Origin of the sequence: Coleofasciculus sp. G1-WW12-02, from assembly GCF_040219735.1 — a bacterium.
Classification (GTDB): domain Bacteria; phylum Cyanobacteriota; class Cyanobacteriia; order Cyanobacteriales; family Coleofasciculaceae; genus Coleofasciculus.
Genome location: NZ_JAVJRX010000116.1, coordinates 71,333 through 95,968, shown reverse-complemented (window position 1 = coordinate 95,968; position 24,636 = coordinate 71,333). Strand labels below are relative to the sequence as shown.

Sequence of the window (24,636 nt, the reverse complement as noted above, 5' to 3'; positions counted from 1 at the left end):
CCTGCTGCCCTTATTCCCTCTAGATCCGTTGGAGATGTTTCTGTAACTGTCGTTCTTGTCGCTGAAGTTGCTCGACCAATTCAACTTCTCGCAAACTACCGGGTTTAATATCAGTCGTTTCCCGGAGTTTTTGGGCAAGTTGGTAACAAAATTGACATCGTTCTATAATCTGGAGAATCGAAGGGGCAAACTTGGCAAATAGGACTTCATCGTCTGAGGTGAAGCCACGAGGATCAATCTTCTTGAGTAGATCATCTTCCGGCTGGTAGTTTGGCTTTAACTTATTAAGTAATTGCACCACCGCTACCAGATCTTTTTGCTCGTTTAATAGGGGCCAAGCCAGAATTGTATAAGTGCGGTATCCGGTGCGGCGATCCGTTTTCTGCGCCATCTCGGAGCGCGGATCATCATAGACATCAAAGGGAATGTTAATCACTTTTAAGGAAAAGGCGGCGAGACTGGCAATTCCTTTGTCAGCAGGAATATCAATTAAGAGACTACCACCGTCTCCATCCTCGGCAATCAGTGAACCTAATTCTTGTCGTTCTCGATCCAATAAGAAAATACTGGTGCGATCAGCACGAAGCAAACTCCCTACTTTGCGGGTGAGACGACCCAAGAGTTGACAGAGTGTTCTCACCAGTGTTTGTAAGGCTTGGTCAACCGCACTAATCCCATTGCTGTAGGAGTAAGCTAGGAACTTCCCCACTTCAAGCGGTGAGTCAAAAACCAGATCCGGCTGGCTATCTAAGCCAGCTACGTTCTGCCAGTCTAATTCTAAAACCTGACAAAGTTCGACAAAATTTAGTCCTTTAACGGGTTGTCCTTTGAGAAAGTGATTTAAGGTATCTAAGGATAGTCCTAGTGCTTCTGCTAGTTCGCGATCGCGTCCATGACTCTTATTGCGCCAAGCTTGTTTGACTGTGGGAATAGACTGGGGATGCACACTAAATGACCGAATCATCTTTCTTCGTGGCATTCCTCTCCCGTTTAATCAAAGATTATAATCGGAAAATAATGCCACGCCTCCATATAGGTTTACAAGTAGGTGACGTAACGAAGCAAGGGAGTGTGTTTGTCGGTTACACCTTGCTTGAGTCGCTTTTTGGTTGGAAAAAATCTTTCGTTCTTTAATCAGGGGTTAACTGTCTCTAACCCAAAGTCTTGCCCGTGATGCTTTGGTGGGTATCGCTGGCGTTCCATCCGGATTAAGACTGAGACAGGTTTGTTGAACATTTCTGTGCAAGCTTCCGTTATCATCTTTGATTTAACCAGAGAAGCTGACTGGTATCCATCTGAACGGTTGCTCTAATCCTAGATTAGAATGCTATCTGTTCCTTTTACTACGATTCGTGTGAAATCTTTACGCTATTGGTCATCTGTGAGGAGTAAGGATTGAGGAAAATTTACATAATGTAACATAGGGGCATGGATTGCCACCAACCTGCTGATCTGGGAATTTGACTAAAAAACAGAGTTTTCTTGAACTATAAAAAATACATTACGTTAATTAGTCAAAACGGCGAGTAAAAACCATAAATTGCCTAGCAAATTCTTCATTTTTGTCCGTTTTATACTAAATCCGGGTTAGCTACCCCCGTTATAACCTAGTCCGCGCAGGCGGACGAAAGTTTTTGTAGCAGCGATTCAATCGCCTCCTCTTGCATGGGGTAATGAAGGCGGATTTGGTATTACTGTTGATTTTTGACTTCACAACCTGTTGATTCCGGATCTTGTTCAGGAATCTCGTATGAATTACAGGAGAGAAGGCAAGACTTTTCTGGGGGAACATCTACGCCTACTTATCAACCCTTATGTATTCCGACTCAGTTCGGGTGAGATGAAAATTATGCGCCCTCCCAGTTTAGCAGTTTTTACCGTGACCGTAATTTTAGCTGGAGGCTTAACTGCACAAGCAGGTGAGACTTCAGATGCTGATAATTTTCCTTTAGAAACGTTTAATACTAATGGCAACCTGTCTGACATTACTCCTCAAGTCAGTCAATCCCTTGTTACTATTGAACAATTAGAAGAACAAGTGTTTTCCCAAAAAACCACCACGAACTCCTTACCTAAAACTGATCTGACCTCTCCTCCTGTTGTTCCAGAAACAGGGCAAATCAAAGGTGAAGATGAAACAGCAACACTAACTCCAACGAATCGAACAGAATTTTCAAATGCAAAGACGCTCAATCCTGAGACGATTCAGGAACAAACACTGAACCTGGATAGATTGGTTGCAGATGCTGCTACCAATACAAGGGTAAGTTGTCTAGAACAATCGACTGAAAATACTGACTTAGCTGGAGAAAGTACCTCTTATCAACTCGCTCAAGCTGGAACTCCTCGCCGTTGTCCTCGTCCCCAACCTGTTGCGCCATTAGTGATACCCGAACCTTTTGAAGAGTTTGGCGCGTCACCAGCGTTAAGCATTTATATTCCCGTGGGATATGGTGCCGATCGCAATACTCTATTTCTCAATGGTAGCTACCAAGCCACGGTGCGCGATGATGACGGTTCTGTTGGTACAGGCGGTGTCGGGATTGGCGTGGGTAATGCGGATAAAGCCGTGGGCGTTGAACTTTCCTATGCTTTAGAAACCACAGACGACAACTTCGGAGATGGTGGCTTTAATGCCAAACTTCATCGTCGGTTTGCACAAGATTTATCCGCTGCTTTGGGTTGGAATGGCTTTTTGAATATCACGCGCAACGATTTTGAACAGTCAAAATATGGAGTAATTACTAAAGTTTTCCGCACCCAAGAATCCCTTGACCAAGCATTCAGTCGCATCGCTGTTACTGTTGGTGTGGGTGATGGACAATTTCGTTCTAATGGTGCAGTAGATGATGGGGTTAACAATATTAACGTTTTCGGTAATATTGCCTTGCGAGTGGCGCGTCCCATCAGTTTTATTGCTGAATGGACGGGGCAAGATTTAGGCTTGGGGTTGTCCATCGCCCCCTTTAGAAATATTCCCTTTGTGATTACCCCCGCCGTGCGCGATGTTGCGGGTGCGGGTGATGAAGCCCGATTTGTTATTGGTGCTGGAACAGCACTGCGTTTTTAGAGGAATTAACCGATGGGTAAAATTCAATTTGTTCTGGTTGTCCCCATTTCAGCGATGGTTGCTAGTATTTTAACCGCGATGCCCGCCAGGGCTGACCGCAGTTATTCTGATATTACGGGGACGAATATTTGGAATAATACTGCACCCCTATTTGAAACCGATGGCGGCTTAGATCCGGCGTTACTAGAGAGAGTGCAACAGTTGAACCAAGAATCAGCCGACGCTTTTCAAACCTGCAACGCCGCGATCGCGCAACTTGAGCAAAATGCCGCAGATGTGCGTCGTTATGCCCGAGAGCCGGATACACAAATGTTACCAGTACCTGTTGCTTGTCAGCAGTTAGAACAACTCAGAACCGAAGCCGAAGCATTACGGGTCACCTTACAAGATGCTACCCGATCTCAATCAAATCCGGCGCTGTTGGGATGGTAAAGTTTTGAGGTTTTTTGAAAATAAAGGGAATTGGCAATGAAACAACTCTACAGCAAACATTGGTTAATTGGCGCGATCGCGAGTGGATTATTGGGTACATTGGCAACACCTGTACAAGCCCAGGATATCTTTGATAATCGGGCGATCCAATTCCCAGAGGATACGATTGTGGAATTTGAGTTCCTGCAATCTCACGGATCTTACCAAGCCGCCTTGGGTGTGCGGAATGAAACAACCGGAGAAGAAAGGATTCTGTTTCAGGAAGCCAAACCCTATGATGCTTTTGGCACAAACCAGTCTGTGGAAACCTCTCGCGGTCAAAATGATCTGGGGACTCGATCAGATTTTGTCGGAACAGTTGAGGGGGGAACTGTACCCAATCGATTCAGCGAGTTTCAGTTTAAAGCCAATAACCGCTATATTTTCTTCCTCGAATCGGTGAGCCCTACCGGTCAAACCCGACGCAGTATTCTTTCCACCCAAAACTTTGCTCGGTTTAATGGTAGTTTAGCCGGGGGGAGAAGTGGCAATATTACAGGGACTCGCGTGTCTTGGGAAGATGGAGGACAGGTGGAAGTCGGGAGTGATGATGATTTCGATGATTTTGTGCTTGAAGCAGGGGGATATTTAATTGATCTCAACTGTCCACGGATTCAGTAATATCAATTTCCCTGCGGCTTACTACAGATTCACTCCCCATTGTCACCATACCCCGTGCTGCCGCCCATTGAGTGATATCTTGCCGCTTAATTGCTGCTGCCATTAAATCTGGAAACTGGTTAGGTGTGCAAGCCATCGCCGGAATACCCAATCCAGCGAGTTTCTCAGCTACCCAATGATCATACATGGGCGCACCTTCGTCATTGAGGGCAAGCAACGTGATCAACTGAACTCCTAATCCCAGCAGTGCAGCCACGCGCTTGAGCATTTCTTCCCGGTTTCCCCCTTCATATAGGTCACTAATTAACACTAAAATAGTTTCCTGAGGGCGGCGCACCAGTCCTTGGCAGTAGGTGAGGGCGCGGTTAATATCTGTTCCGCCTCCCAGTTGAGTGCCAAAGAGTAAATCTACTGGGTCTTGTGCTGCGTCGGTTAAATCTACGACCGAAGTATCAAATACGACAATTCGGGTTTGTACTGCCCTGAGAGAGGCTAGCACCGCCCCAAAGATTCCAGCATACACAACAGAAGTTGCCATGGAACCGCTTTGGTCGATGCAGAGGATAATATCTTGTAAGGAACTGCGTTTGCGTCCGTAGCCAATTAGGATTTCGGGGATAATGGTGCCGTATTTAGGTTGGTAATGTTTGAGGTTAGCGCGGATAGTGCGGTTCCAGTCGATTTCATTATGGCGGGGACGGCGGTTGCGAATGGCACGATTGAGGCTACCGATTATGGCTTGGTGGGTGGGGTTGGTTAGTTCACCCTGCAATTTTTCAACCACCTGACGCACCACGCGGCGGGCGGTTTCTTGAGTTTTGCTTGGCATAATACTGCTGAGGGATAGCAGATTCGCCACAAGATGAACATCCGGCTCAACGGCTTCTAGCAGTTCCGGTTCCAGCAGCATTTGTTGTAGGTTAAGGCGTTCTAAGGCATCTTTTTGCATCACCCGCACAACTGATGAGGGGAAATAGGTGCGAATGTCGCCTAACCAACGGGCAACATTGGGGGAAGAACTACCGAGTCCGCCACTGCGGTCAGAATCGTAGAGGGCGCTTAGGGCATTATCGATCGCGTGGTCAGTTTGAGTTAGGCTGAAGGAACCTGCTGCTTCTGTCTCACCATTCCCCTGGCAAATACCATCGGCGTCTCCACTCCCTAACAGAAGTCGCCAACGGCGTAGCCGTTCTGGCTGGGTCATTGTTTTTAGAGTTAATTAGGGTCTGCTGATTGAGTTATTATATCCCAGACTCCGCACTTCAAGAGTCAACACATCAAAAGCTGACGTTTATTTTGTAACGCCACCTTTACCTGTTCATACTCCTGATCGATTTGTGTCAATAGATTAATGACTAACGTTAGTGGATTATCCGTTTCAGCTTTAATGTTGACCCTTTCTAACTGCTTACACAGTTCAGACAGGTAAATTGCCCCAACAGTGCCACTGGTCGATTTGAGACTGTGAGCAGATTGTTGACAAGTGGTTAGCGTCTGGGGTGAAAGTGTGGTTTTCTGTGAATCCAGTGCTTGGTGCATCACCCCCAATAACTGGGCGGCTTCTTCCAAAAAACTATCAATAACTTGGATTAAGACATGATCGTCTTTGACCATATCGCACAATTGCTGAAAAGCTTGGGCATCAATAACATCATGTCCGTTTAAACCGTGATTATGTCCTTCTACCTTGCCTCCTTGCTCCTTCCCTGGAAGCCTCTGCCCTCTTTCTGGCTTCTTGGATTGTTCTGGAACCCCCTTCAACGCTCGCACCAGTTCCTCAACCCGAATCGGTTTACTGATATAATCATCCATACCTGCGGCTAAACAGGTTTCGCGATCGCCTCGCATGGCATTAGCTGTCATTGCCACAATATAAGGACGGCTTTGGGGTGACCATTCCTGACAGATACGCTCAGTCGCGGTCAAACCATCCATTTCCGGCATCTGCACATCCATTAATACCACATCATAAGACTGACGGCGCAATGCTTCGAGAACTTCTAACCCATTGGCGGCTACATCCGCCCGATATCCCATGCGCCCCAGAATATGCAACCCCACTTGCTGGTTGACCACATTATCCTCCGCCAAAAGAATCCGCAACGGCAGGTTTAACCCCATATACGGATCGATCGTCGGTGAAATCTCACAGGCTGAGCGCACTTTCACCGGCTGACCGACTAATACGTCCATCAGCACATTATAGAGTTGGGACTGCTTAATCGGCTTAGTCAGAAACGCCGAGAACTTGGCTTCATCCAGTTGACAACTATTTTCCGGCTTGCCGATTGAGGTTAACATAACCAGGGGAATCTCTTTCCCCTGGGGCTGTCGGCGTATCTGTGAGGCGAGATTTACCCCATCCATTCCGGGCATGTGCATATCCAGAATCGCTAAGTCAAATGTCTCACCTTGCTGTAGCCAGCCTAATGCCTCACCCCCTGATGATGCTGCACGGGTAACCACACCCCAAGATTGACCTTGTAGGGTTAAAATGCGGCGATTGGTGGCATTATCATCCACAATTAACATCCGCTTGCCTTCAAGCTGAGGTTGTCTGAGATCCAAATGACTGGGATTATCAATTTGACAGACTGGGGCAATGATGGTGAAGTAAAAGATCGAACCCTTCCCCACTTCACTTTCCACCCAAATTCTGCCCCCCATCATTTCACTCAACCGCTTGGATATCACCAACCCCAATCCTGTACCCCCATAGTGGCGACTGGTGGAAGAATCGACCTGACTAAAAGCCTTAAATAAACGATCTAAACGATCCTGGGGAATTCCGATCCCCGTATCTTTAACTGCAAACAAAATTTCATACTGTTGTTCCTTGTGATTCGTGGAGAGGTGGTCTAGTGATTGGGGACTAACCGCCTGGGACGAAACCGAAACCGTAACTTCTCCGGTATGGGTAAACTTAAGCGCATTACTCAGCAAATTGACGATAATCTGGCGCAGTCGGGTAATATCGCCGCGAATGGTGCTGGGGGTTTGGGGATCAAACAGATACGCCAGTTCTATCCCCTTTTCTGCTGCTTTGGGAGTCAGCAGATCAAGAGATTCCTCAATGCAGGTTCGCAGATTAAAGGGTTGTTCCTCCAACTCCAGTTTGCCGGACTCAATTTTGGAGAAGTCGAGAATATCATTAATAATCGTCAGCAGGGCTTCACCACTGTGGCGGATGGTTTCGGCAAATTCGACTTGTTCGTGAGTCAGTGGCGTGTCCAACAGCAGTCCCGTCATGCCAATTACCGCATTCATCGGCGTGCGAATTTCATGACTCATGGTTGCGAGAAAGTCACTTTTGGCACGGTTGGCGGCTTCGGCGAAGTGTTTTGCTTTTTCTAAAGCAAGGTTTTGTTCGGATAATTGCTGGCGTTGACGCTTTTCTTGTTCCAGGAGTTGGGCTTGGGCAAGGGCAATCCCCACTTGATCGGCAACGGCTTCGAGTAATTCAATTTCATCATGACTCCATTGACGAAACTGATCACACTGATGCAGACAAATCACGCCATTGGGTTTTTCCTTATAGGATGTCCGCACGACGAGCATAGACTTCAGGTTAACCTGGTCACATACAACAGTAGCAGTTTGTAACCAGGGATCTTCGTAAACATTGTTCGAGGCGATCGCGCGATCTGCGGCTAACACCTGCTGAATGTGAGGATTTTGCTGAGTGGGAATCTCTACATCTAGGATGGATGAGTAACCGGGCTCTAAGTACTCAGCCACAACCGGAATTTGTGGGGAAGGCTCTTCGACGTAGGTATGAATCACACAACGGTTGACGCGAAAGGCTTGACCAATTTGAGTGGCGGTGGTTTGGAAAATTTGTTGCGCGTCTAAACTTTGGCGAATGTCTTGGGTAATTTGTTTGAGCAGTAGTGAGCGCTGGAGTTGCTGTTGTAATGCAGCTTCTGCTTGTTGGCGTTCGGTTAAATCTGCCTGGGCTTGGTGATACAGTTCCGATTGCTGTACAGCAATGGCGACTTGAGTGGCGAGTTGCACCAGCAATTCTGTCTCTTGAGACTGCCAATGTCTGGGCAGATGAGAGTGGTGGGCAATCAGCAGTCCCCACAGTTTAGCACCCTGTAGAATCGGGACGACTAAGTTTGCCCTCACCTGTAAATCGGCTAAAAAGTTGCGATAACAGGGTTCAATGTTAGCGGTGTGGATATCATCTAGGGTGTGAATATAACCCTGTTGGTAACGCACCGCCGACTTTTCACCAAAGCAGGGATCAAAAATTGTGCGTTCCAATACCGATAACTCGTTCACGGTGACAGACTCGACTTCTACCACGCCACTCCAGTCGGGATTGAAGCGATAAATTAACACCCGATCCGTTTGCAGGAACTGCCGCACTTCTGTCACCGTGGTGTTAAGAATCTCTTTCAATTCCAACGACTGACGAATGCGACAGGCGATCGCACTAATTAACCGTTCCCGTTCGGCTTGCTGTCGCAGTGCGGTTTCCACCTGTTTACGTTCAGTTAGTTCTGTGGATAACTGCTGATACAATTCAGACTGTTGAATCGCGATCGCGACTTGGGTGGCTAGTTGCTGAAGTAAGTCAATATCAACGGTTTGCCAATGTCTGGGACAATGACAATGGTGGGCAATCAGTAGCCCCCACAATCGGGTACCTTGTAAAATCGGTACGACTAAGTTTGCCCTCACCTGTAAACCGGCTAAAAAATCTTGATAACAGGGTTGAATGTTGGCGGTGTAGATATCCTCAACGAAGTGAATGCTACCCTGTCGATAACGCTCAGCCAATTTCTCACCAAAGCAAGGGTCATAAATGGTTTGTCCCAATACCGATAACTCTTGTGATTCAACCGCCTCTACCGCTACCACTCCACTCCAATCGGGATTGAAGCGATAAATTAATACTCGATCCGTTTGCAGAAACTGTCGCACTTCAGTCACCGTGGTATGGAGAATGTCCTCCAATTCCAACGACTGGTGAATCCGCAGCGCGATCGCTCGAATTAACCGTTCCCGTTCGGCTTGTTGCTGCAACTTGGTTTCAGCGTTCAGGCGATCCGTCACATCTTGAATTAAGGCTAAGATATGACTCTGACCCTCTGGGGTTTCGATTCTGGATGTGGAGAGCGATATTATGCGGTTACTCCCATCAGCACAAATGATTTCCCATTCCTCGCCGATTAAATCCTCCCCTCGTTGCATCTGAGCAATCCGCTTGATGGCTTTAGCTCGTTTTTGCGGATCGGGATAGAATGTCTGATACCAGCCCCGATGGTTGATTTCCTCAACGGTATACCCGGTAATCTCCACCATCTGCTGATTCCAAACCGTAAATCGGATATAGGGATACGTCTGAATACTATGGCAGACACAAACCCCTTCTGCCATCCGTTCAATTAGCTGGGTTTTAAAGGAATACTCGGCTTGTAGGATTGCCTCAGCTTGCTTGCGATCGGTAATATCGGTATGAGTCCCCACCATGCGGATCACTCGACCGGCTGCATCTTTCTGGTGAATCGCCCGGGACAAAACATAAACGGTTGAGCCGTTTTTATGATGGAAGCGTTGGATGGCTTGGAAGCGAGAAACTTTACCACTGTTATAGTCTTCAATCAGTTTTAAGGCGGCAATCCGATCCTCGTCAAAAATTACTTTCTCCCAAGAGGCTAATTCATTGGGTAATTCCCAATCGGCGTAACCCAGCATTTCTTTCCATCGGGAAGAGAAATAGATTTCCCCAGTCATCATATTCCAGTCCCAAAATCCATCCTGGGAGGCGCGGAGGATTAACTCCAGCCGTTCTGTAGCTGTTTTGACGATATGGGCAACCTGAGGCGGCTCAATTGGATGATCGCGGGGAATTTCGGCTAATGAGGAGGAGGGAAGACAAGGGGAGGCTGAGTCTCTGTCTGTCAACTCACCGAATTCACTTTGCCCGTCTCTCCCGTTTGATGTGGGAGTGCTGGCAATTTTCTGAATTAATTGCAAACGCTTATGGCTATTTTCTAGAGTCGTTTCGGCTTGGCTTAAGTCATGAATGGTTTGCTGAAGTTGGCTGGCTTGTTGGCTAATGGTGGCTCGTAATTGCTCAACTTGATTTAGCAGTGCGAGGGGGTTAAGGGCTTTTATGATGTCAGTTGGAGTAAAAATACCGAGGAGGTTTTCCGGAGATTGGTAGACTAATTGAGGGATTTGTCCGACTTGCCGCATCTGTTCAAGTCCCTGCCATAATGAATCATCGGGATGGAGACTAAACAGAGGTTTTTTGATCACCATAGAAACTGGCGTTTTTGACAAATCCAGTCCAAATACTGACAGTTGCAAACAGTGAATTAAATCATGTTCTGTAATTAATCCTACAGGTATAGAATTAGCAAAAACCGAGGATGAGTTTTTCGCGATCGCACTCTTTTGAAACTCTCTCCCATTGCTTTCATTCCCCATGTCCGTTTCCGGAATCACTACCGCACAATTTCCCTTAGCCTCGATTAGCTGTTTTGCCAGTTCCAGGATAGAGGTGGTTAACGGGACTTGCAGCACAGAAGTCGTCATTGTCGCCGCTACAGGTTGCGACTGGAGCAAATTCAGGGCAGGTAACCCTTGACAAATACTATTGGATGTGATTATACCGATAAGCTGACCCTTCTCATCCAAAACCGGGAGATGATGAATCGAATAGCAATCGAATAGGGATAATGCCGAAAAAAGATGACAGGAATCGGATAGGGTTAAGGTAACAGGCGATCGCACCATCACATCAGCCACCGTGGTGTCTTGGAAATTCACCCCAGCTAGGATCAGTTCAATCAGTTTTCCCGTTGTCACCATGCCAATCAACGCCGAGTTTTCAGTCACCAAGACGCAGCTACGTGAAAATTCCGGTTCTCTGGCAATTTGCCCAAACTTGTACCCCGACAAGGATTGTCCTTGATTTAATAACGCGATCGCTTCAGCTAGGGTTCCTTGAGCATTAATACTTAGGGGATGATAGTCGATGAAACAATCTAAAGCAGGTAAGGTGATGGGAGTGGTGTCAGGCTGCATAATGATTGGGTAGGGTGCAGGCTGTAGCTGGTACAAACAGACTCCAAGATAGGAGGCTCCAAGGCGCTCAAGTTTATGGTATTTACTTTTTCACCTCTTTATTAACTGTAGGGCTATTTCCGCCAAGCTGCATTCTTTGGCAGATCCTTATTCTTTATACTGCCAAAAGCTTTAAAAATCCGCAGCTTCTTCCCCAGCGGTGAAAACTTATTCTTTCTTAACTTGTCGTGGGGGTTTGGGGGAGTTTATGCTAAATCAAAAAACCCCTAAACATCCAAATCCAAATCCGGTTCAACACCAAGCGATCGCAATTGTTCAACCAACCTCTCTACCCGTCGCCTTTCTCGTTCTACTCCTTGTCGTTCTCGTTCTGAGGGAGTCAAAATCCAGTTACCCTGTGCATCATACCAACGCAACCAGATGCGATCGCATTCCCCATAGAAACCCTGCCACAGTCCTAACCCTAGCTGAATATCGTTCATCCACACACGCGGTTCGCTAACGTCTAACTCGGTGTAGCGACTACCCATTAATTGAAACGCTCTTAGCTGGTTCGTGCGACCATTAAACACTATATAATAGGGAACACGCAAAATCCGTTCATAGACATCCCACTTTGTTGGCGGTTGATTCGCTTCCCGCAGCGTTTGTCCCAAGTCTTCTTTCTCAGTACCCGGTGAAATCAGTTCTACCACGACAAAGGGATTAACTTCTTCTTGCCACACCACATAGCTCATTCGTAAATCCCGTTGTTCGTAGAGTCTATCAACCCCCACTACAGCAAACCAGTCGGGGCGTTTGTACCAATTGGGTTGGCGTGGATTGTAGTAAAGATTCAAATCGCTGGCAACAAAAATGCGATCAGTTGGGTAGTTGGGAGGATAGAATGTATCTTCAAGGAAACGCGCTTGTAGTAAATGATATTTGTCAGGCAAACCAGATTCCTCTGGGTCTTCACTCTTGAGCTCATACATTGTGGGCAAAACTTTTTTCGGGTCTTGAGGCGGGTCGGTTTGAAACATGATTTCCAACTACTAAGTAGGTAAGAACAATAAAAAACTCCAGAAACAGGGCGGGTTTACATAAGTTACCCCTTTTGGCTTGCATATTATCTGTAAAACCCGCCCCTACAGACGATTGGGTCGCCCTTTCCTCAATCTTCTATGTCAAAACTTATGTCTCAGGAGTTATAACGCACCAGCAGCCGTTCGGTCGAAAATATCTCCAGAAAGGTGAGTCGTGATATTCATCGCCTGAACAACAGGTAACTTCTCTAACCCTTGAGCATATTCAATCACACTCACACCCCCATTCCCTTGTTTAATACTCCAGAATGATTCTGAACTCAATCCCAAGACATGACAAAGAATAACTTTATTAATCGCATCGTGAGCAACAACCAGACCCGTTTTTATTTCTGTCGAAGCTGATACAGCTTTTGATTCAATCATCCTATCCCAAGCGGCTGTAGCTCTCTCCCATACCTGGGTTAAATTTTCGCCATTGGGCATTTGTACAGTAGCTGGGGCGACTTTCCACTGATGCAATAACTCAGCGTACTCCTGGTTAATTTCTGACTCTAACTTACCCTCCCAAAGTCCATGATTAATTTCGCGAAACTTTTCTTCAAATTCTAGCGTAATGCCACGGTGATGCTGGAGAATCAATTCAGCCGTTTCCTTGGGACGTAGCATGGGACTGGTAACGGCAAAATCAATGGGGATATCTTTGAGAAATTCAGCCACCCGCTGTCCCTGTTGGCGACCATTCTCATTTAATGGTATATCAATACCCCCTTGGAAGCGGGAGACACGATTCCATTCCGTTTCCCCGTGACGTATCAGTAGAAGACGCAAACCCCTATTATTAGGGCGAGGCGTCGGTAAAGGCGTACCGACATGAGAGGTTTGATTGAGAGACTCTAATTGTACAGATTCACCCCAACCGCCCGTAAAATTTAGAACATTAATGCAACAGTTTGATTGCAAGATGGATTGGTAACGGGCTGGAGAAATACCCAAGGCGCTACTAATCAAACAGCGATTAATGCCATTGTGTGCCACGATTAAAATCGCGCCGCCTTGGTGGCGGGGTAGAATCTCTTGCCAGAATTGCTGCGCTTGTTGATAAAGTGCCAAGACGGGAAAATGTTTCCGGGTTCCCTCCGGCGTAGAAATCTCCATATAGAATTCATCCGGGCGTTCTTTCCAGCACCGATATTCCGCCGGGAATTTTGCCTGGGCGTCTGATTTAGCCAATTTTTCCCACAAGGGTAAATCGACTTCCATCAGGTTTTCTGCTGCCTGGAGAGGGGGTGAGCCAGACAAATAGGGTAGAATGACCTCTGCTGTCTGCTTCGCTCGTTGGAGGGGAGAGCAATAGACAGCATCAAGGCTCAGGCTACTGAGAACAGCACCCACCTTACGAGCATCGGCAGCTCCTTTTTCGGTCAACACGGACTCATCACAGCGTCCTTGAATGAGTTGCTGGGAATTATAGCTGCTTTGACCGTGCCTTACAATAATGACGCGAGTAGTCAATCCTTTTGCTCCTCTGTTACTAAATCTATGAATAGTAGCCAGATTAACCCAAATCCTGGTAGCATCCTTGGGGTATCTTCAAATATCAGGGTCATTTTCAGTTTAACCGCACATCGGTTGTACAAAAAGGCGGGGGAGCTTGCTTTTCACGGCATCTGGCTGAATGAAGGTGAGGAACAAGTCAATTTATCCTCCTCATCTCCTCTATCTCCTAGACGTTCCACCGGAGGAGTCTCAGTTTCCTCATCTGGCTTACCAACTCAGTTGCAAGACTTCCCGTGAAAAGTCAAAACGCGACAGATCACGTCTGAAACAAAAACAGTGACATTTGTTACTAAACCTTTTTTTATAATTTATGACTTATGACTTGTTATTTTTTGGGGGGGGTTCATGAACACTGGGTTATTACTTAAACGCTTGATTTTGGCAGTGCTGACGATTGCTGTACTCTTACAAGTCAGCCTCTCTTTGGTTGAAAGCTGGGGTAAACCTCAAATCCAAAGTCGCTTAGAACTTTACCAAACAAATTTGTTACTCCATGCAGCCGAGGGGCAGAGTTTAGTTACATCAGGGGAAGAGGATTTGACAGCAGCGCGGAATGCATTGCTCGGTGATAATCCTTTTGAAAACGCCCAAAACCAATATGAACAAGTGCTGGAAACAGCTCAGACGACTCAATCGAAAATAATCGCTAAACTGGAACAACTCTCCTCCAACAAGGATGTCGCGACATCTATCGGTGATGAGCTGGCTAAACCGCAAATGCAAATCGCTCCCATTGACGAGGTTCCGATGACCTCCCAGCAGCGAAAGCAGTTGCAAAAATCATTGTCTCAGACAGAACAGCTCATTGATGAACTGAATGTGCGCTTGGGACTGCTGCAAGCTCAACAGGGTAAAACAGAGGTGGCGATTCAGACATGGAATGAGTTGATTGAGCAAGAAACTCTCGAAAGTACCGCTCCAGCGACAACGCCATCTGCCCAAATTGCAGCCGTATTAGCAGGTCTTTGGCATGATCCACCCCGTATCTTACCAGATGCTGAGTCAAAAATTCAACGAAATTTAGATAGCTGGTTCCAGTATCGAGCATTGCTTCAGCTTTATCAATTGCAACAGCGTCAAGATGCTTTATTGTCCTTACAAGCTCAAGAACAACAGAGAGCAAAACAAGCCCTGCTTAAGTTAACTCTCATTAGTGCCATTCCCGGAATTGGGGGTATTGTCGGGGTGGGACTCTTGCTATTTTTGCTGGGTCAGTGGCTACTTCAAGGAGAGCGATCGCTACTAGCCACCAACAGCGATATGCCTTGGGATACGCCTTGGGATGGAGAAACGATTTGGCAAGTCTTGATTCTCGGCTTTTTCTTTATTGGTCAAATCCTCCTTCCTATTTTTATCCTGCCAATTTTTCTGGTCGTGTTCCAGCTTGAGCCGGCTAATTTCACAGTACGGATGCAAGCCTTCTATATTTTAATGAGTTATGTCTTGCTAGCCGCCGCCGGATTGGGAGTACTTTACCTTTCAATCAAGCATTTTTTCCCCTTGCCAGAGGATTGGTTTCAGATTAAATTCCGCAGGAAAGGGATTCTTTTGGGCTTAGGTGGCTATCTTGTGGCTCTACCTCTGGTCATTTTGGTCTCACTCATTAACCAAAAATTATGGCAGGGGCAAGGGGGGAGTAATCCGATTCTTTCTCTGGTGCTAGAAGGACAGGATACAGTTGCTATCGTGATATTTTTTAGCACCGCTTGCATTGCTGCACCCCTGTTTGAAGAATTTATGTTCCGAGGGTTTTTATTACCTTCCTTAACGCGCTATATGCCTGTTTGGGGAGCAATTGTGACCAGTAGTCTCATCTTTGCGATCGCGCACCTGAGTCTGTCGGAAGTCTTACCCCTCGCCACATTAGGAATTGTATTGGGATTCGTGTACACGCGATCGCGTAATCTTCTAGCGCCTATGATCGTTCACAGTCTCTGGAATAGTGGGACGTTATTGAGTTTAATTATTTTAGGCAGTGGTGGAAGTTGAGGAAGCTGGGGGAGCGGTGTAGAGACGTAGCATGCTACGTCTGGGAGCTGGGGGAGAATGTGTAGGGGCGGGTTTTACAACTATCCTTTATGAACTTACCCAAATGTGACTAAACCCGCCCCCATACTGTTCATTTCCCCAGCTTCCCCAGTTTATTCCCTATTTCCTGTTCTCCAAATTGCGATCGCGCCATCATTACTCCCGCTAACCAATATCTGACCGTCACCACTAAAGCCGAGGGAAAAAATCGAACCTGAAAACCCTGTCAGCGTCGTCATCAACTCACCGGTTTGCAGATTCCATAATCCTAATCTGCCATAAGGACCTAACGCGCTTGCCAAGATATTACCCGATGGATGCAGCGCCAAGGCATTCACAAAGACAGGTTTAGGATTTGTTACAGGTGTCGAAAGTAATTCCCCGGTTTGGGGATTCCAAAGGTTAATAGTTTCGGCAAAACTCTCACTCACCAAGACTTGTCCATCCTGATTAAACGCCAACGCTCTTAAAGACTGAGGATGCTGGAGGATATGCCGGATTTCCCCACTCTGCCAATTCCATAAATGAATTGTACCGTCCTCAGAACCACTGGCAAGGAGTTCTCCATTGGGACTAAAAGCAAGAGATAGGGTTAAATTTTCAATATCAAACTGAAGCAGTTGTTTGCCTGTTTCTAGATTCCAAAGCGTAATTTCCGAGACAAAACCTAAACCTTCTCCTCTCCTCGCACTGGCGAGAGTTTTTCCGTCTGGGGTAATCGCCAAGGATGGAATCATGCCTTCTTTCTTCTGGAAAGTATTGATCAATTCACCAGTTTTCAGATTCCAGAGTTTAATTGAACCGTCCTCGATACCCCCCCCACTCACCAGTATTTCTGCATTTGGACTGATGGCTAAGGCAGTAATTTGATCAGAATGTCCAGAAAACGTCCGCAATGGCTGACCTGTATTTAGGTTCCAGAGTTTAATCGTTTGATCATCGCTACCCGTGGCGAGGAGTTGTCCATCTTGGCTAATCGCGATCGCGCCTACTGCGTCTGCATGTCCCTTAATATTACGCAACAATTTGGCATCTTGCCATTGTTGAGTCGGCGTAGCGGCGATGAGAGCAGCATTTCCAGAACTGGGGGATAGAGAATGCGATCGCGGCACGTTGGTGACGATGACAGACAGGACAGTTATAACCGTCAGTACGACGAAAACCGCGTAAGAACTTGACCTGCGACTCATACTTAACCCTTAAGAACAACACCATCCCACCTGAATTGGTGAGATTGTTCCCTTAGACGACAGATAATGCCAAAAAGTATCCCATAAATATTATTCCCGTGCCAACAACAGCACAAAAAATCAGAGAAATTAATTCGGCGACGGTATAACTTACAGAGAGTCCAAGCATCGTGACAATCCAACAATACGGTAACGATGCCATGATCACCTGAAATGGAGCGTTCAACCTCATACTTTTGGGTTAAATTAAATAATCTGGTTAAAAAATTTAATGAATATTTAATTTTTCAGTCGGATTAGTTGGGCGTTGCTGGCGAATAATATTCACAGTCTTGGTTGTTGTGTAGGGGCGGGTTTCACTACTATCATTTATGCCCTCACCCAAATGTAACTAAACCCGCCCTGACTAAATTGATAAAATTTTTAGTCAGCATTTGGTCAAGCCTAGAATGACTCAAGATGCAAGATGGGCAAGAGTGTTCACAAATTGACAATGGATAATGAACAATGGATAATGACCTCTCCTTAAATTAAAACCCTTGCTCCAGGCTAAGTTGCACCATCAAAGAGTGCTGAAGGCATCGCCATAAATCCAGGCGAGCCATCTGCCATCTGCCTTTGTTGTGTCAGTGACGGGGAACCAGAATTCCCCTGTGGTTGTGTTCCTCGCACCATAGCCTCTGAGTCATTACGTTGTATTTTGAAATACTACAGGGTGTTGACACCCTGTTCCATCAGGTTCATCCATAACCAAACTCTAATTGCTATGATTGGAGCTTGCTTGAATTAAACGACTCATACGTTAATTTGAGGTGCATTCTACATAGGAGCCATCATGCAACTATCACAGCCTTTGTCGAAGTCGAAACTAAAGCATATTGTTTTGACCTCTCATCCAGGGCGTTCCCGGGAACAACCCCCTCGCCTGCATTGGGGAGAAATCGACCCCCTCAAGCGCAGACCCATTATTGGTACGGTGACGAACCTCGCCCATCGTAACGTGATCGGCACTCACTCCGGTTCCTATTCCGTCTATCGGGCATTAGCCGTTGCCAGTGGAGCGCTGCATCCCAATCACAGAGCGGATTTGACCAATACATCTCCCGTTGTGGCGATAGGTCCCCATCCCAGTTGGGCTAACCCTAATCGCATTGTGTCTCTTGATCCCTTTGGGGGAATGGTGGGGGATGTCTACGCCAATTTCTATGAGCAAGGATACGACATTCGACCCACGATCGCAGTCACCCAAGCCCATGTCAACTTGCCGGAAATCCAAGAAGCGATCCAGAAAAATCGCTTATCAGTTGACGGTAAAATTGTCAAGCCCAATGGCAGTTTAGTGGTCACCAAAGTAGCCATTGACCCCGTGTGGTATCTGCCAGGAATTGCTCACCGACTCAACGTCAAGGAAGGAGAATTACGCCGCGCCCTCTTCGAGCAAACCGGGGGAATGTTCCCTGAACTGATAACCCGCACAGATTTACAGGTTTTCTTACCTCCGATTGGTGGAATTACAGTTTATTTAATTGGTGAGGTTGACGCGATTACTGATCCCAATCGCCAACTTGCGGTGCGAGTTCATGATGAATGCAACGGTTCCGATGTCTTTGGTTCCGATATTTGCACCTGTCGTCCTTATTTAGTACATGGGTTGGAAGTTTGTGTGCAAACTGCACAAGCCGGAGGTGCAGGGGTTTTGGTTTACTTCCGCAAAGAAGGGCGGGCATTAGGTGAAGTCACCAAGTTCCTGGTTTATAATGCCCGCAAGCGACAAGAAGGCGGCGATAGCGCTTCTTCCTATTTCAACCGCACCGAATGTGTCGCAGGTGTTCCCGACATGCGTTTCCAAGAACTAATGCCGGATGTACTACACTGGTTGGGAATTACACGGATTGATCGGTTTGTCTCCATGAGCGACATGAAATACAATGCGATCACCAACTCTGGCATCGAGATTGTCAAGCGCGTCCCGATTCCTGACGATTTAATTCCCGAAGATGCCATGGTCGAAATTGCTGCCAAGCAAGCGGCGGGCTATTATACCGAAACAACCGCACCCGATGCAGTAAAATTAGCGACGATTAAAGGGCGTAGTATTGGCTGATGGTTTTGGATTCGTTATTGCAAATTGGGCATTTGAGTAGAACCAATGACGAATAAAATGCCGAAAACAACAGATGATTGCAGATTTGATTTCAGGCAACTTCTTTGTTATTCTTGATCCAGTGACTTAGCTTCCTCATAGTCAGCAGTGTTTCCTTCAATTCAGAACAGTAAGTGTGTCTAATCACAAGTAGAGTGTGTACTCCCGCACTGGCGTCTGTAGTAAGTTATACCGACAGACAGTTATTCAGGGGTACACACCTATAAAATAGAAATTATGAATTATGAAAAAGTTTTGAGTATTGTGTAGGGGCTCTTTTCACTATTATCGTTTCTGACCTCACAATAAATATAACTAGACCCGCCCCGACAAATCTAAAATTTATCCATAAACGACATCACCGGAACTGGGCGAAGCATTTGGGTAAAACATTTTGGACAAGTATTATAAGATGGCTCCCCAAATGCTTCGCCCCTACAGGTTACAAATGACAAATGACAAACGATCAACAAACTATTGCTTACCTGAGAACACCAAAGGCGATTCGAGAACGGTGCGATCGCGTCTTGGATCTCGCTGAGGCAAATCGGTTGCATTACTTCCGTTGCGATTTAACCCAGCTAGAAAATGTAGCCAGTTATGTGATTCAAGTGATGCAGGATGAATATCCTGATTTTAATATCCCGTTCCACAGTCGCTGGCGACATTTTGAAGTCGGGAACGTGCCACGCCTTGCTGAATTATCACAAAAATTAGCCGGATTCACTCCCCGGCAAAAAGCCCAAACTAAATTTGATTTAGCGATTGTTAGTGTCTTATTGGATGCGGGGGCGGGTGCTGATTGGCAATATTTTGAAACCCAAACGGGACAAGTGTTTCGCCGTTCTGAAGGTTTAGCTGTTGCTAGTTTCCGGATGTTCTATCAGGGTATGTTTTCCAGTAATCCAGAATACCCCTTACAAGCCGATGCTCAAGGATTGCAAAACTTAACAGTTGAGCAGTTAGCTCACGGATTTCAAGTTAGTTCAGCGAATCCCCTTTTAGGTTTAGAGGGTAGGGTAAAACTCTTACAGCGCTTGGGAGAATCCCTACAGACTCATCCGAAATTGTTTGGTGATCAAAATCCCCGTCCGGGTAATTTGGTCAAGTATTTGTTGAGTCTTTCAACCCGTGAGGGAGAACCGATGGAGGGGAGTTTGACAGATAAGGTTATGGAAACAACCGATAACTTATCTAAACCCAACGTTATCGGCAAGCTACCCGCAAAAGTCGTACTATCGGCTGTGTTAGAGGGGTTAGGTGATATTTGGTCAGGACGACTCGCGATCGCGGGAGTGAATTTAGGCGATGTCTGGCGTCATTCTGCCCTCTCCGGGGAAAAGCCGAGTGATCAATATATACCGTTTCACAAACTTTCCCAGTGGTTAACCTACTCTCTTTTAGAACCCTTACAAGAATTAGGGTTAGAAATTACTGGATTAGACGAACTCACCGGATTAGCCGAGTATCGCAATGGCGGTTTATGCCTCGATTTAGGACTGATTGTGGTGAAAGATCCGGCTATTTTGCAGCAGCGCCACTTACCGGGTTCTGAAGTAATTGTCGAGTGGCGAGCGCTGACTGTAAGCCTGTTAGATCGAATTGCCGAAGCTATCCGAAAACAGCTAAACTTGACAGCAACCCAATTACCATTAGTCAAAGTTTTGCAAGGTGGGACTTGGACAGCCGGACGAAAGATTGCGGCACAATTAAGAGAAGGGGGGGTTCCGCCGATTCAGATTGAGAGTGATGGTACAGTTTTTTGAACGAAATAATCAGTCGGTGCGATCGCCCATTGCCGTAGGTTGGGTTGACGTAGGAAACCCAATATTCACTCTCCTCCAACATCAACACCAAATGTCGCGATCGCGCTTATTTTGTAGTGGCGCTGTCTTCGCCATCAACCATGCGATCGCGCTTAGTCGAGTTGTGGGAATATCGGATGATAGCAGATAGGATCTAGGGATAGAGACATCAACACTAGCGACAACAGCAATCAATGTTTCAAACTCCCTTCCAGAAAGAGTCTTTACCTCCAGCGCTTGAAAGTGGCGATCGCTTAAATCGTTAGGGCAGTGATGCCAGACAACTTAACTTACGTACAACTTACTATTACTTGGCGTAAACTAAGATACGAGAAGTGCGGAGTGGGGGAATCGAACCCCCATTAGCGTTGTTCTTGGGTAAGTATAGAGTTATCCCATCTTGACAAAATACTCTCAAAATGAGAGTATTGGTATACGGGAGCATATTCGAGAAAGCAAATAATGTTCACACTAACCCGCTGAGTTGGGTTTCGTACCTCAAACTCAGCCTAAAAAGTGATATGTACCCGCATGAACTGAATGATACTAAATCCGATCTCTTCCTGCCTATGACACTAGAAACTAAAGTAAAGACATATGCACCTAATTGCAATTAGTAACCTTCGTACTAATGCTGCCCAGTACCCCGATGTCAAAAACCAAATTGATGCATGGTACGCAACACTCAAGAAGGCACAATGGCAAAACTTAGAGGACGTTCGGAAAATTTACCGAGACGCTGAAGCGGTTGGGAACTTTACCGTTTTTAATCTCAAAGGCAATGACTATCGTCTGATTGTTGGTATCGACTACGAAAATCAAACAATTTACTACAAATATTTTTTAACTCATGCCGAATACGACAAAGGCAAGTGGAAAAATGATCCTTACTTTTGACCAAGACGCTTATCGCCATCTACTCGCACAAGTCGCGCCCAAAGTGATTGAGACAGAACAGGAGTATGATCGCGCTCTAGCAGAGGCAGAACGGCTAACCTTTGCCAAAAACCGAACTCCAGAGGAGAAAGCGTTACACAAGTTGCTCGTAACGCTGATTGAAGCCTATGAGGAACAGAACTATCCGATGGATCAAGCTGCACCTCATGAAATTCTCCAACACATCATGGAATCCAGTGGCACTCGTCAAGCTGACTTGGTGGGTGTTATTGGATCGAGTGGTGTAGTGTCTGAAGTGGTAAATGGCAAGCGATTCATTAGTAAAGCACAAGCTAAGGCACTTGGCGATTACTTCCAGATTTCGCCAGCGCTGTTTATCTAACGATTGCAGGATAGTGCTATCGCCTATCACTGTAGGTTGGGTTGACGCGCCGAAACCCAACATCCACTCCAATCCAACATCAATGCAAAATAAGCGCGATCGCTCTTAAAATCAAGTCTAATACTAAGTAGCGTTTTAATACCAAATACGGGTTAACTACCCCCGTTATAACCTAGTCCGCGCAGGCGGACTTTGTTTGTGTAGCAGCGATTTCAATCGCCTCCTCTTGCAGGGGGTGATTTCTTAAGTAAAATGTCACTTAATTAGGCGTTGGTAATAGGCGAAGCGAGGGATGGAGGTGAAGACAGCGCAACTACAAACCTACTCTGAAAGCATTTTTCCATTCTTCCATCTGACGATAGCTGATGAATTGTCCTCCTTTATCCAGGCGATGGACAAAGATAACATAGAGCCAGGATTCTACTTTTACGATGAGGGAAGCGGGAATATTTAAGAATTGTTCGTTGGGCACATCGAAAAAGACTTCAAATTCAGCATCCGGTATAAAACGCTTGAGAAAGCGTCGGTAATCCTCTGCATCTTGACGGTTGAAAAATCTCGCCACTGTATGCCGTCTGGCATCAGGTAGGAGTCGGATAATTGCCCAAGGGCGGGAGTTATTTTCTGGTTGTGAAGTGGGTTTGGGCAGAGTTTTCCTGGCTTCCCCTTTGATAGTGCTTAAGGTGCGTTCAATGAGTTGCCAAAGCTGTTCCCATTGTGGGCTGGTATCCTTGGGCATCAAATTCCATTCGTTGATGGGTGCTGGTAGCCATCTGAGCATGTAATCGTTTTGACCCGTTTTAGAAAGTTTCCAGGATAGGCGTCGAGTCTGTTTGCGGTAGACATAACCTTGTTGGCGCAAAATTGCACAGACGCTCTCGCCTTCGGATTGAAGGCGTAGCCAGTCGGAGTGTTTCATCGTCAAAAGCTGGATAAGGTTGTCACACAAGAGCGATCCGCCCTGTGCGCCTTGTGAAATCGCAGCGCTCTGTTACGCGATCGCCTGAACTTGTTTGATCGACGTATGTAAAAATCGGTATTTATATTTTATGTATGTAATAATAAAAAGTCAATATCCTATTTGTATATATGAGATAATGCACAGACAGGTTATGGCACATTCAAAAAAGTATGACGAGCAAGCGCGGCAGACCCAAGTCAGCCAGGGAAAACGCAAAAAACGTATCGCTGATGATTACGCCGAAGGGGTGGACGCTTCTACAATCTCAAGCGCAGCAACTGGGAATAACCAGATCAGAACTGGTGGAGCGATTTGCCAGAGGAGAGATTCAGGAGAACCTTTCGCAACTAGCCGAAGAACGATTTCTGGGGGAATCCTTCGCCAACTGATAGAGGAGAACGCGATTCAGTTGGCTCATTACCGATCAGAAGTGGAACGGCTGGAAAAAAGGCAGCGCCAGCTTGAAGAACTGTTTGACCAGTTAAGGGTAAAGACGGGCGAAAACCTTGATGATGAGGACAAGGTTAGCGACGAGGAAGGAGAATGACAAACAAACGTGGTAGACCGAAATCAGACCGGAAGACAATCAGCGTGGGGATACGGCTCGAACCCAAGGATTGGGAAAACCTCAATCAGCTAGCAGCCAGTCTGGGAATGACCCGCACGGAACTGATCACCCAAATATCCAGAGTCCAAAATCCACAAGACTTACAAGGTTTTCAAAAGGCGAAATATCTGGGGGAATCCTCAGCCAATTAATCTTGGAAACCCAAGAGGAATTGGCATATCTGGAACAGAAGTTACCTCGATTGAGGGCGCGGCTTAGCTGTCTTCAACAGCTATACCGGGATTTGCAGCAAAAAACCCGTGAAGACTTCGACGAGGAAGACAAGGTTGGCGATCGCATGAATAACACCAGTGATGAGGAACAATAGAACTGGTGGGTTGGGTCGGTCTAAAATAGTTGGATAAAAGATTGCGGTTCATGAATTGTCCTGATTAATTCCAGATAGATTTACACTCATGCGATCGCATGAGTGCGTAAAATGACAACGGATTGAGAAAAGGCAGCAATACTCTAGAACGCTTTCTCTGGTTCAATGAGCGCTGTCTTTCTTTAGTCTGTCTATGCCTAGAGTAAAGCAATTTACGCTAACCGTCAACTAATTTACGCAAATGACCGACAAACCTGAACGATCGCCGCTAATGAGACTAAGAGTGCGACAATTTCTCACCCAAAAGCAGTTAGCGGATGCACTCGGCGTAACGGAAACAACCATAAGGAATTGGGAAGCAGGGCGATCAGTGCCAAAACTTACCCCTGTTCAGTACAAGACTTTACTGAAAATTTTGAAAATTACGTCTGATGAGTTACCCGATCAATTTGGAGTTCCAGATAGTTAACCGGATCAGGCTAAGTAAAACTATCAGGACTTAAATAG

The 24,636-nt window shown here is 46.2% G+C and carries 22 protein-coding genes; 13 read left to right on the top strand and 9 right to left on the bottom strand.

All coding sequences use genetic code 11. The features are described from left to right. Positions 1-19 precede the first annotated feature (19 nt). Positions 20-979: a GAF domain-containing protein gene (locus RID09_RS19250; RefSeq protein WP_446337534.1), complete on the bottom strand. Its 960-nt coding sequence runs from the start codon at positions 977-979 to the stop codon at positions 20-22. 771 nt (positions 980-1,750) lie between these two features. On the opposite strand from RID09_RS19250, the gene RID09_RS19245 reads away from it, so the two are divergent. From RID09_RS19245 to RID09_RS19235, 3 genes are read left to right on the top strand one after another with little or no spacing between them, the layout of a single operon-like run. Next, positions 1,751-3,070: a hypothetical protein gene (locus tag RID09_RS19245; RefSeq protein WP_446337533.1), complete on the top strand. Its 1,320-nt coding sequence runs from the start codon at positions 1,751-1,753 to the stop codon at positions 3,068-3,070. Between the two features lie 12 nt (positions 3,071-3,082). Beyond that, on the top strand, positions 3,083-3,502 hold the full coding sequence (locus tag RID09_RS19240; protein ID WP_446337532.1) for a hypothetical protein: 420 nt from the start codon (positions 3,083-3,085) through the stop codon (positions 3,500-3,502). A 36-nt stretch (positions 3,503-3,538) separates the two neighbouring features. After that, positions 3,539-4,162 (top strand): hypothetical protein, encoded by a 624-nt coding sequence (locus RID09_RS19235; RefSeq protein ID WP_446337531.1) that lies wholly within the window; start codon positions 3,539-3,541, stop codon positions 4,160-4,162. Here the strand turns inward: RID09_RS19235 and RID09_RS19230 are convergent. The 4 genes from RID09_RS19230 to RID09_RS19215 all read right to left on the bottom strand — a co-directional run bounded on the left by RID09_RS19230 (position 4,140) and on the right by RID09_RS19215 (position 13,743). Continuing rightward, positions 4,140-5,366, bottom strand: coding sequence for a VWA domain-containing protein (locus RID09_RS19230; protein WP_446337530.1), 1,227 nt, complete (start codon positions 5,364-5,366; stop codon positions 4,140-4,142). The genes RID09_RS19235 and RID09_RS19230 overlap by 23 nt on opposite strands. A 65-nt stretch (positions 5,367-5,431) precedes the next feature. Next, positions 5,432-11,203, bottom strand: a complete 5,772-nt coding sequence (locus tag RID09_RS19225; protein ID WP_446337529.1) for a GAF domain-containing protein — start codon at positions 11,201-11,203, stop codon at positions 5,432-5,434. A 266-nt stretch (positions 11,204-11,469) separates the two neighbouring features. Next, positions 11,470-12,225 carry a Uma2 family endonuclease gene (locus tag RID09_RS19220; RefSeq protein WP_446337528.1) on the bottom strand — a complete coding sequence of 252 codons (756 nt, stop codon included), beginning with the start codon at positions 12,223-12,225 and terminating at the stop codon, positions 11,470-11,472. Positions 12,226-12,390: 165 nt separating this feature from the next. Then, complete coding sequence (locus RID09_RS19215; protein ID WP_446337527.1) at positions 12,391-13,743, bottom strand: histidine phosphatase family protein; 1,353 nt, start codon at positions 13,741-13,743, stop codon at positions 12,391-12,393. Between the two features lie 390 nt (positions 13,744-14,133). On the opposite strand from RID09_RS19215, the gene RID09_RS19210 reads away from it, so the two are divergent. Beyond that, entirely contained in the window at positions 14,134-15,777 is a 1,644-nt protein-coding gene (locus RID09_RS19210) for a CPBP family glutamic-type intramembrane protease (protein WP_446337526.1), read from the top strand. Between the two features lie 152 nt (positions 15,778-15,929). Here RID09_RS19210 and RID09_RS19205 read toward each other — a convergent pair whose 3' ends face one another. The 3 genes from RID09_RS19205 to RID09_RS19195 all read right to left on the bottom strand — a co-directional run bounded on the left by RID09_RS19205 (position 15,930) and on the right by RID09_RS19195 (position 17,681). Next, a complete protein-coding gene (locus tag RID09_RS19205) occupies positions 15,930-17,006 on the bottom strand; it encodes a WD40 repeat domain-containing protein (RefSeq protein ID WP_446337525.1) in 1,077 nt (358 codons plus the stop codon). Positions 17,007-17,058: 52 nt separating this feature from the next. Beyond that, entirely contained in the window at positions 17,059-17,208 is a 150-nt protein-coding gene (locus tag RID09_RS19200) for a hypothetical protein (RefSeq protein ID WP_446337524.1), read from the bottom strand. A gap of 347 nt (positions 17,209-17,555) precedes the next feature. Continuing rightward, entirely contained in the window at positions 17,556-17,681 is a 126-nt protein-coding gene (locus RID09_RS19195) for a hypothetical protein (protein ID WP_446337523.1), read from the bottom strand. Positions 17,682-17,841: 160 nt separating this feature from the next. On the opposite strand from RID09_RS19195, the gene RID09_RS19190 reads away from it, so the two are divergent. The 5 genes from RID09_RS19190 to RID09_RS19170 all read left to right on the top strand — a co-directional run bounded on the left by RID09_RS19190 (position 17,842) and on the right by RID09_RS19170 (position 22,233). Then, positions 17,842-19,110, top strand: a complete 1,269-nt coding sequence (locus tag RID09_RS19190) for a GTP cyclohydrolase II (protein ID WP_446337522.1) — start codon at positions 17,842-17,844, stop codon at positions 19,108-19,110. A gap of 494 nt (positions 19,111-19,604) precedes the next feature. Beyond that, entirely contained in the window at positions 19,605-20,915 is a 1,311-nt protein-coding gene (locus RID09_RS19185) for a URC4/urg3 family protein (protein ID WP_446337521.1), read from the top strand. Further along, a complete protein-coding gene (locus RID09_RS19180; RefSeq protein ID WP_446337520.1) occupies positions 20,899-21,105 on the top strand; it encodes a hypothetical protein in 207 nt (68 codons plus the stop codon). The genes RID09_RS19185 and RID09_RS19180 overlap by 17 nt, the downstream gene beginning before the upstream one ends. 446 nt (positions 21,106-21,551) lie before the next feature. Further along, positions 21,552-21,851, top strand: a complete 300-nt coding sequence (locus RID09_RS19175) for a type II toxin-antitoxin system HigB family toxin (protein ID WP_446337519.1) — start codon at positions 21,552-21,554, stop codon at positions 21,849-21,851. After that, positions 21,835-22,233, top strand: a complete 399-nt coding sequence (locus tag RID09_RS19170; protein WP_446337518.1) for a helix-turn-helix domain-containing protein — start codon at positions 21,835-21,837, stop codon at positions 22,231-22,233. Before RID09_RS19175 ends, RID09_RS19170 begins: the two co-directional genes overlap by 17 nt. Before the next feature lie 313 nt (positions 22,234-22,546). Here RID09_RS19170 and RID09_RS19165 read toward each other — a convergent pair whose 3' ends face one another. Beyond that, entirely contained in the window at positions 22,547-23,152 is a 606-nt protein-coding gene (locus RID09_RS19165) for a hypothetical protein (protein WP_446337557.1), read from the bottom strand. Between the two features lie 193 nt (positions 23,153-23,345). Here RID09_RS19165 and RID09_RS19160 point away from each other — a divergent pair, with 193 nt between their 5' ends. The 4 genes from RID09_RS19160 (at position 23,346) to RID09_RS19145 (ending at position 24,598) form a co-directional block, all read left to right on the top strand. Further along, positions 23,346-23,741, top strand: coding sequence for a hypothetical protein (locus tag RID09_RS19160; RefSeq protein ID WP_446337517.1), 396 nt, complete (start codon positions 23,346-23,348; stop codon positions 23,739-23,741). Next, complete coding sequence (locus tag RID09_RS19155) at positions 23,738-23,953, top strand: hypothetical protein (protein ID WP_446337516.1); 216 nt, start codon at positions 23,738-23,740, stop codon at positions 23,951-23,953. The genes RID09_RS19160 and RID09_RS19155 overlap by 4 nt, the downstream gene beginning before the upstream one ends. 2 nt (positions 23,954-23,955) lie before the next feature. Further along, a complete protein-coding gene (locus RID09_RS19150) occupies positions 23,956-24,129 on the top strand; it encodes a hypothetical protein (protein ID WP_446337515.1) in 174 nt (57 codons plus the stop codon). Positions 24,130-24,370: 241 nt separating this feature from the next. Beyond that, on the top strand, positions 24,371-24,598 hold the full coding sequence (locus tag RID09_RS19145; protein WP_446337514.1) for a helix-turn-helix transcriptional regulator: 228 nt from the start codon (positions 24,371-24,373) through the stop codon (positions 24,596-24,598). Positions 24,599-24,636 lie beyond the last annotated feature (38 nt).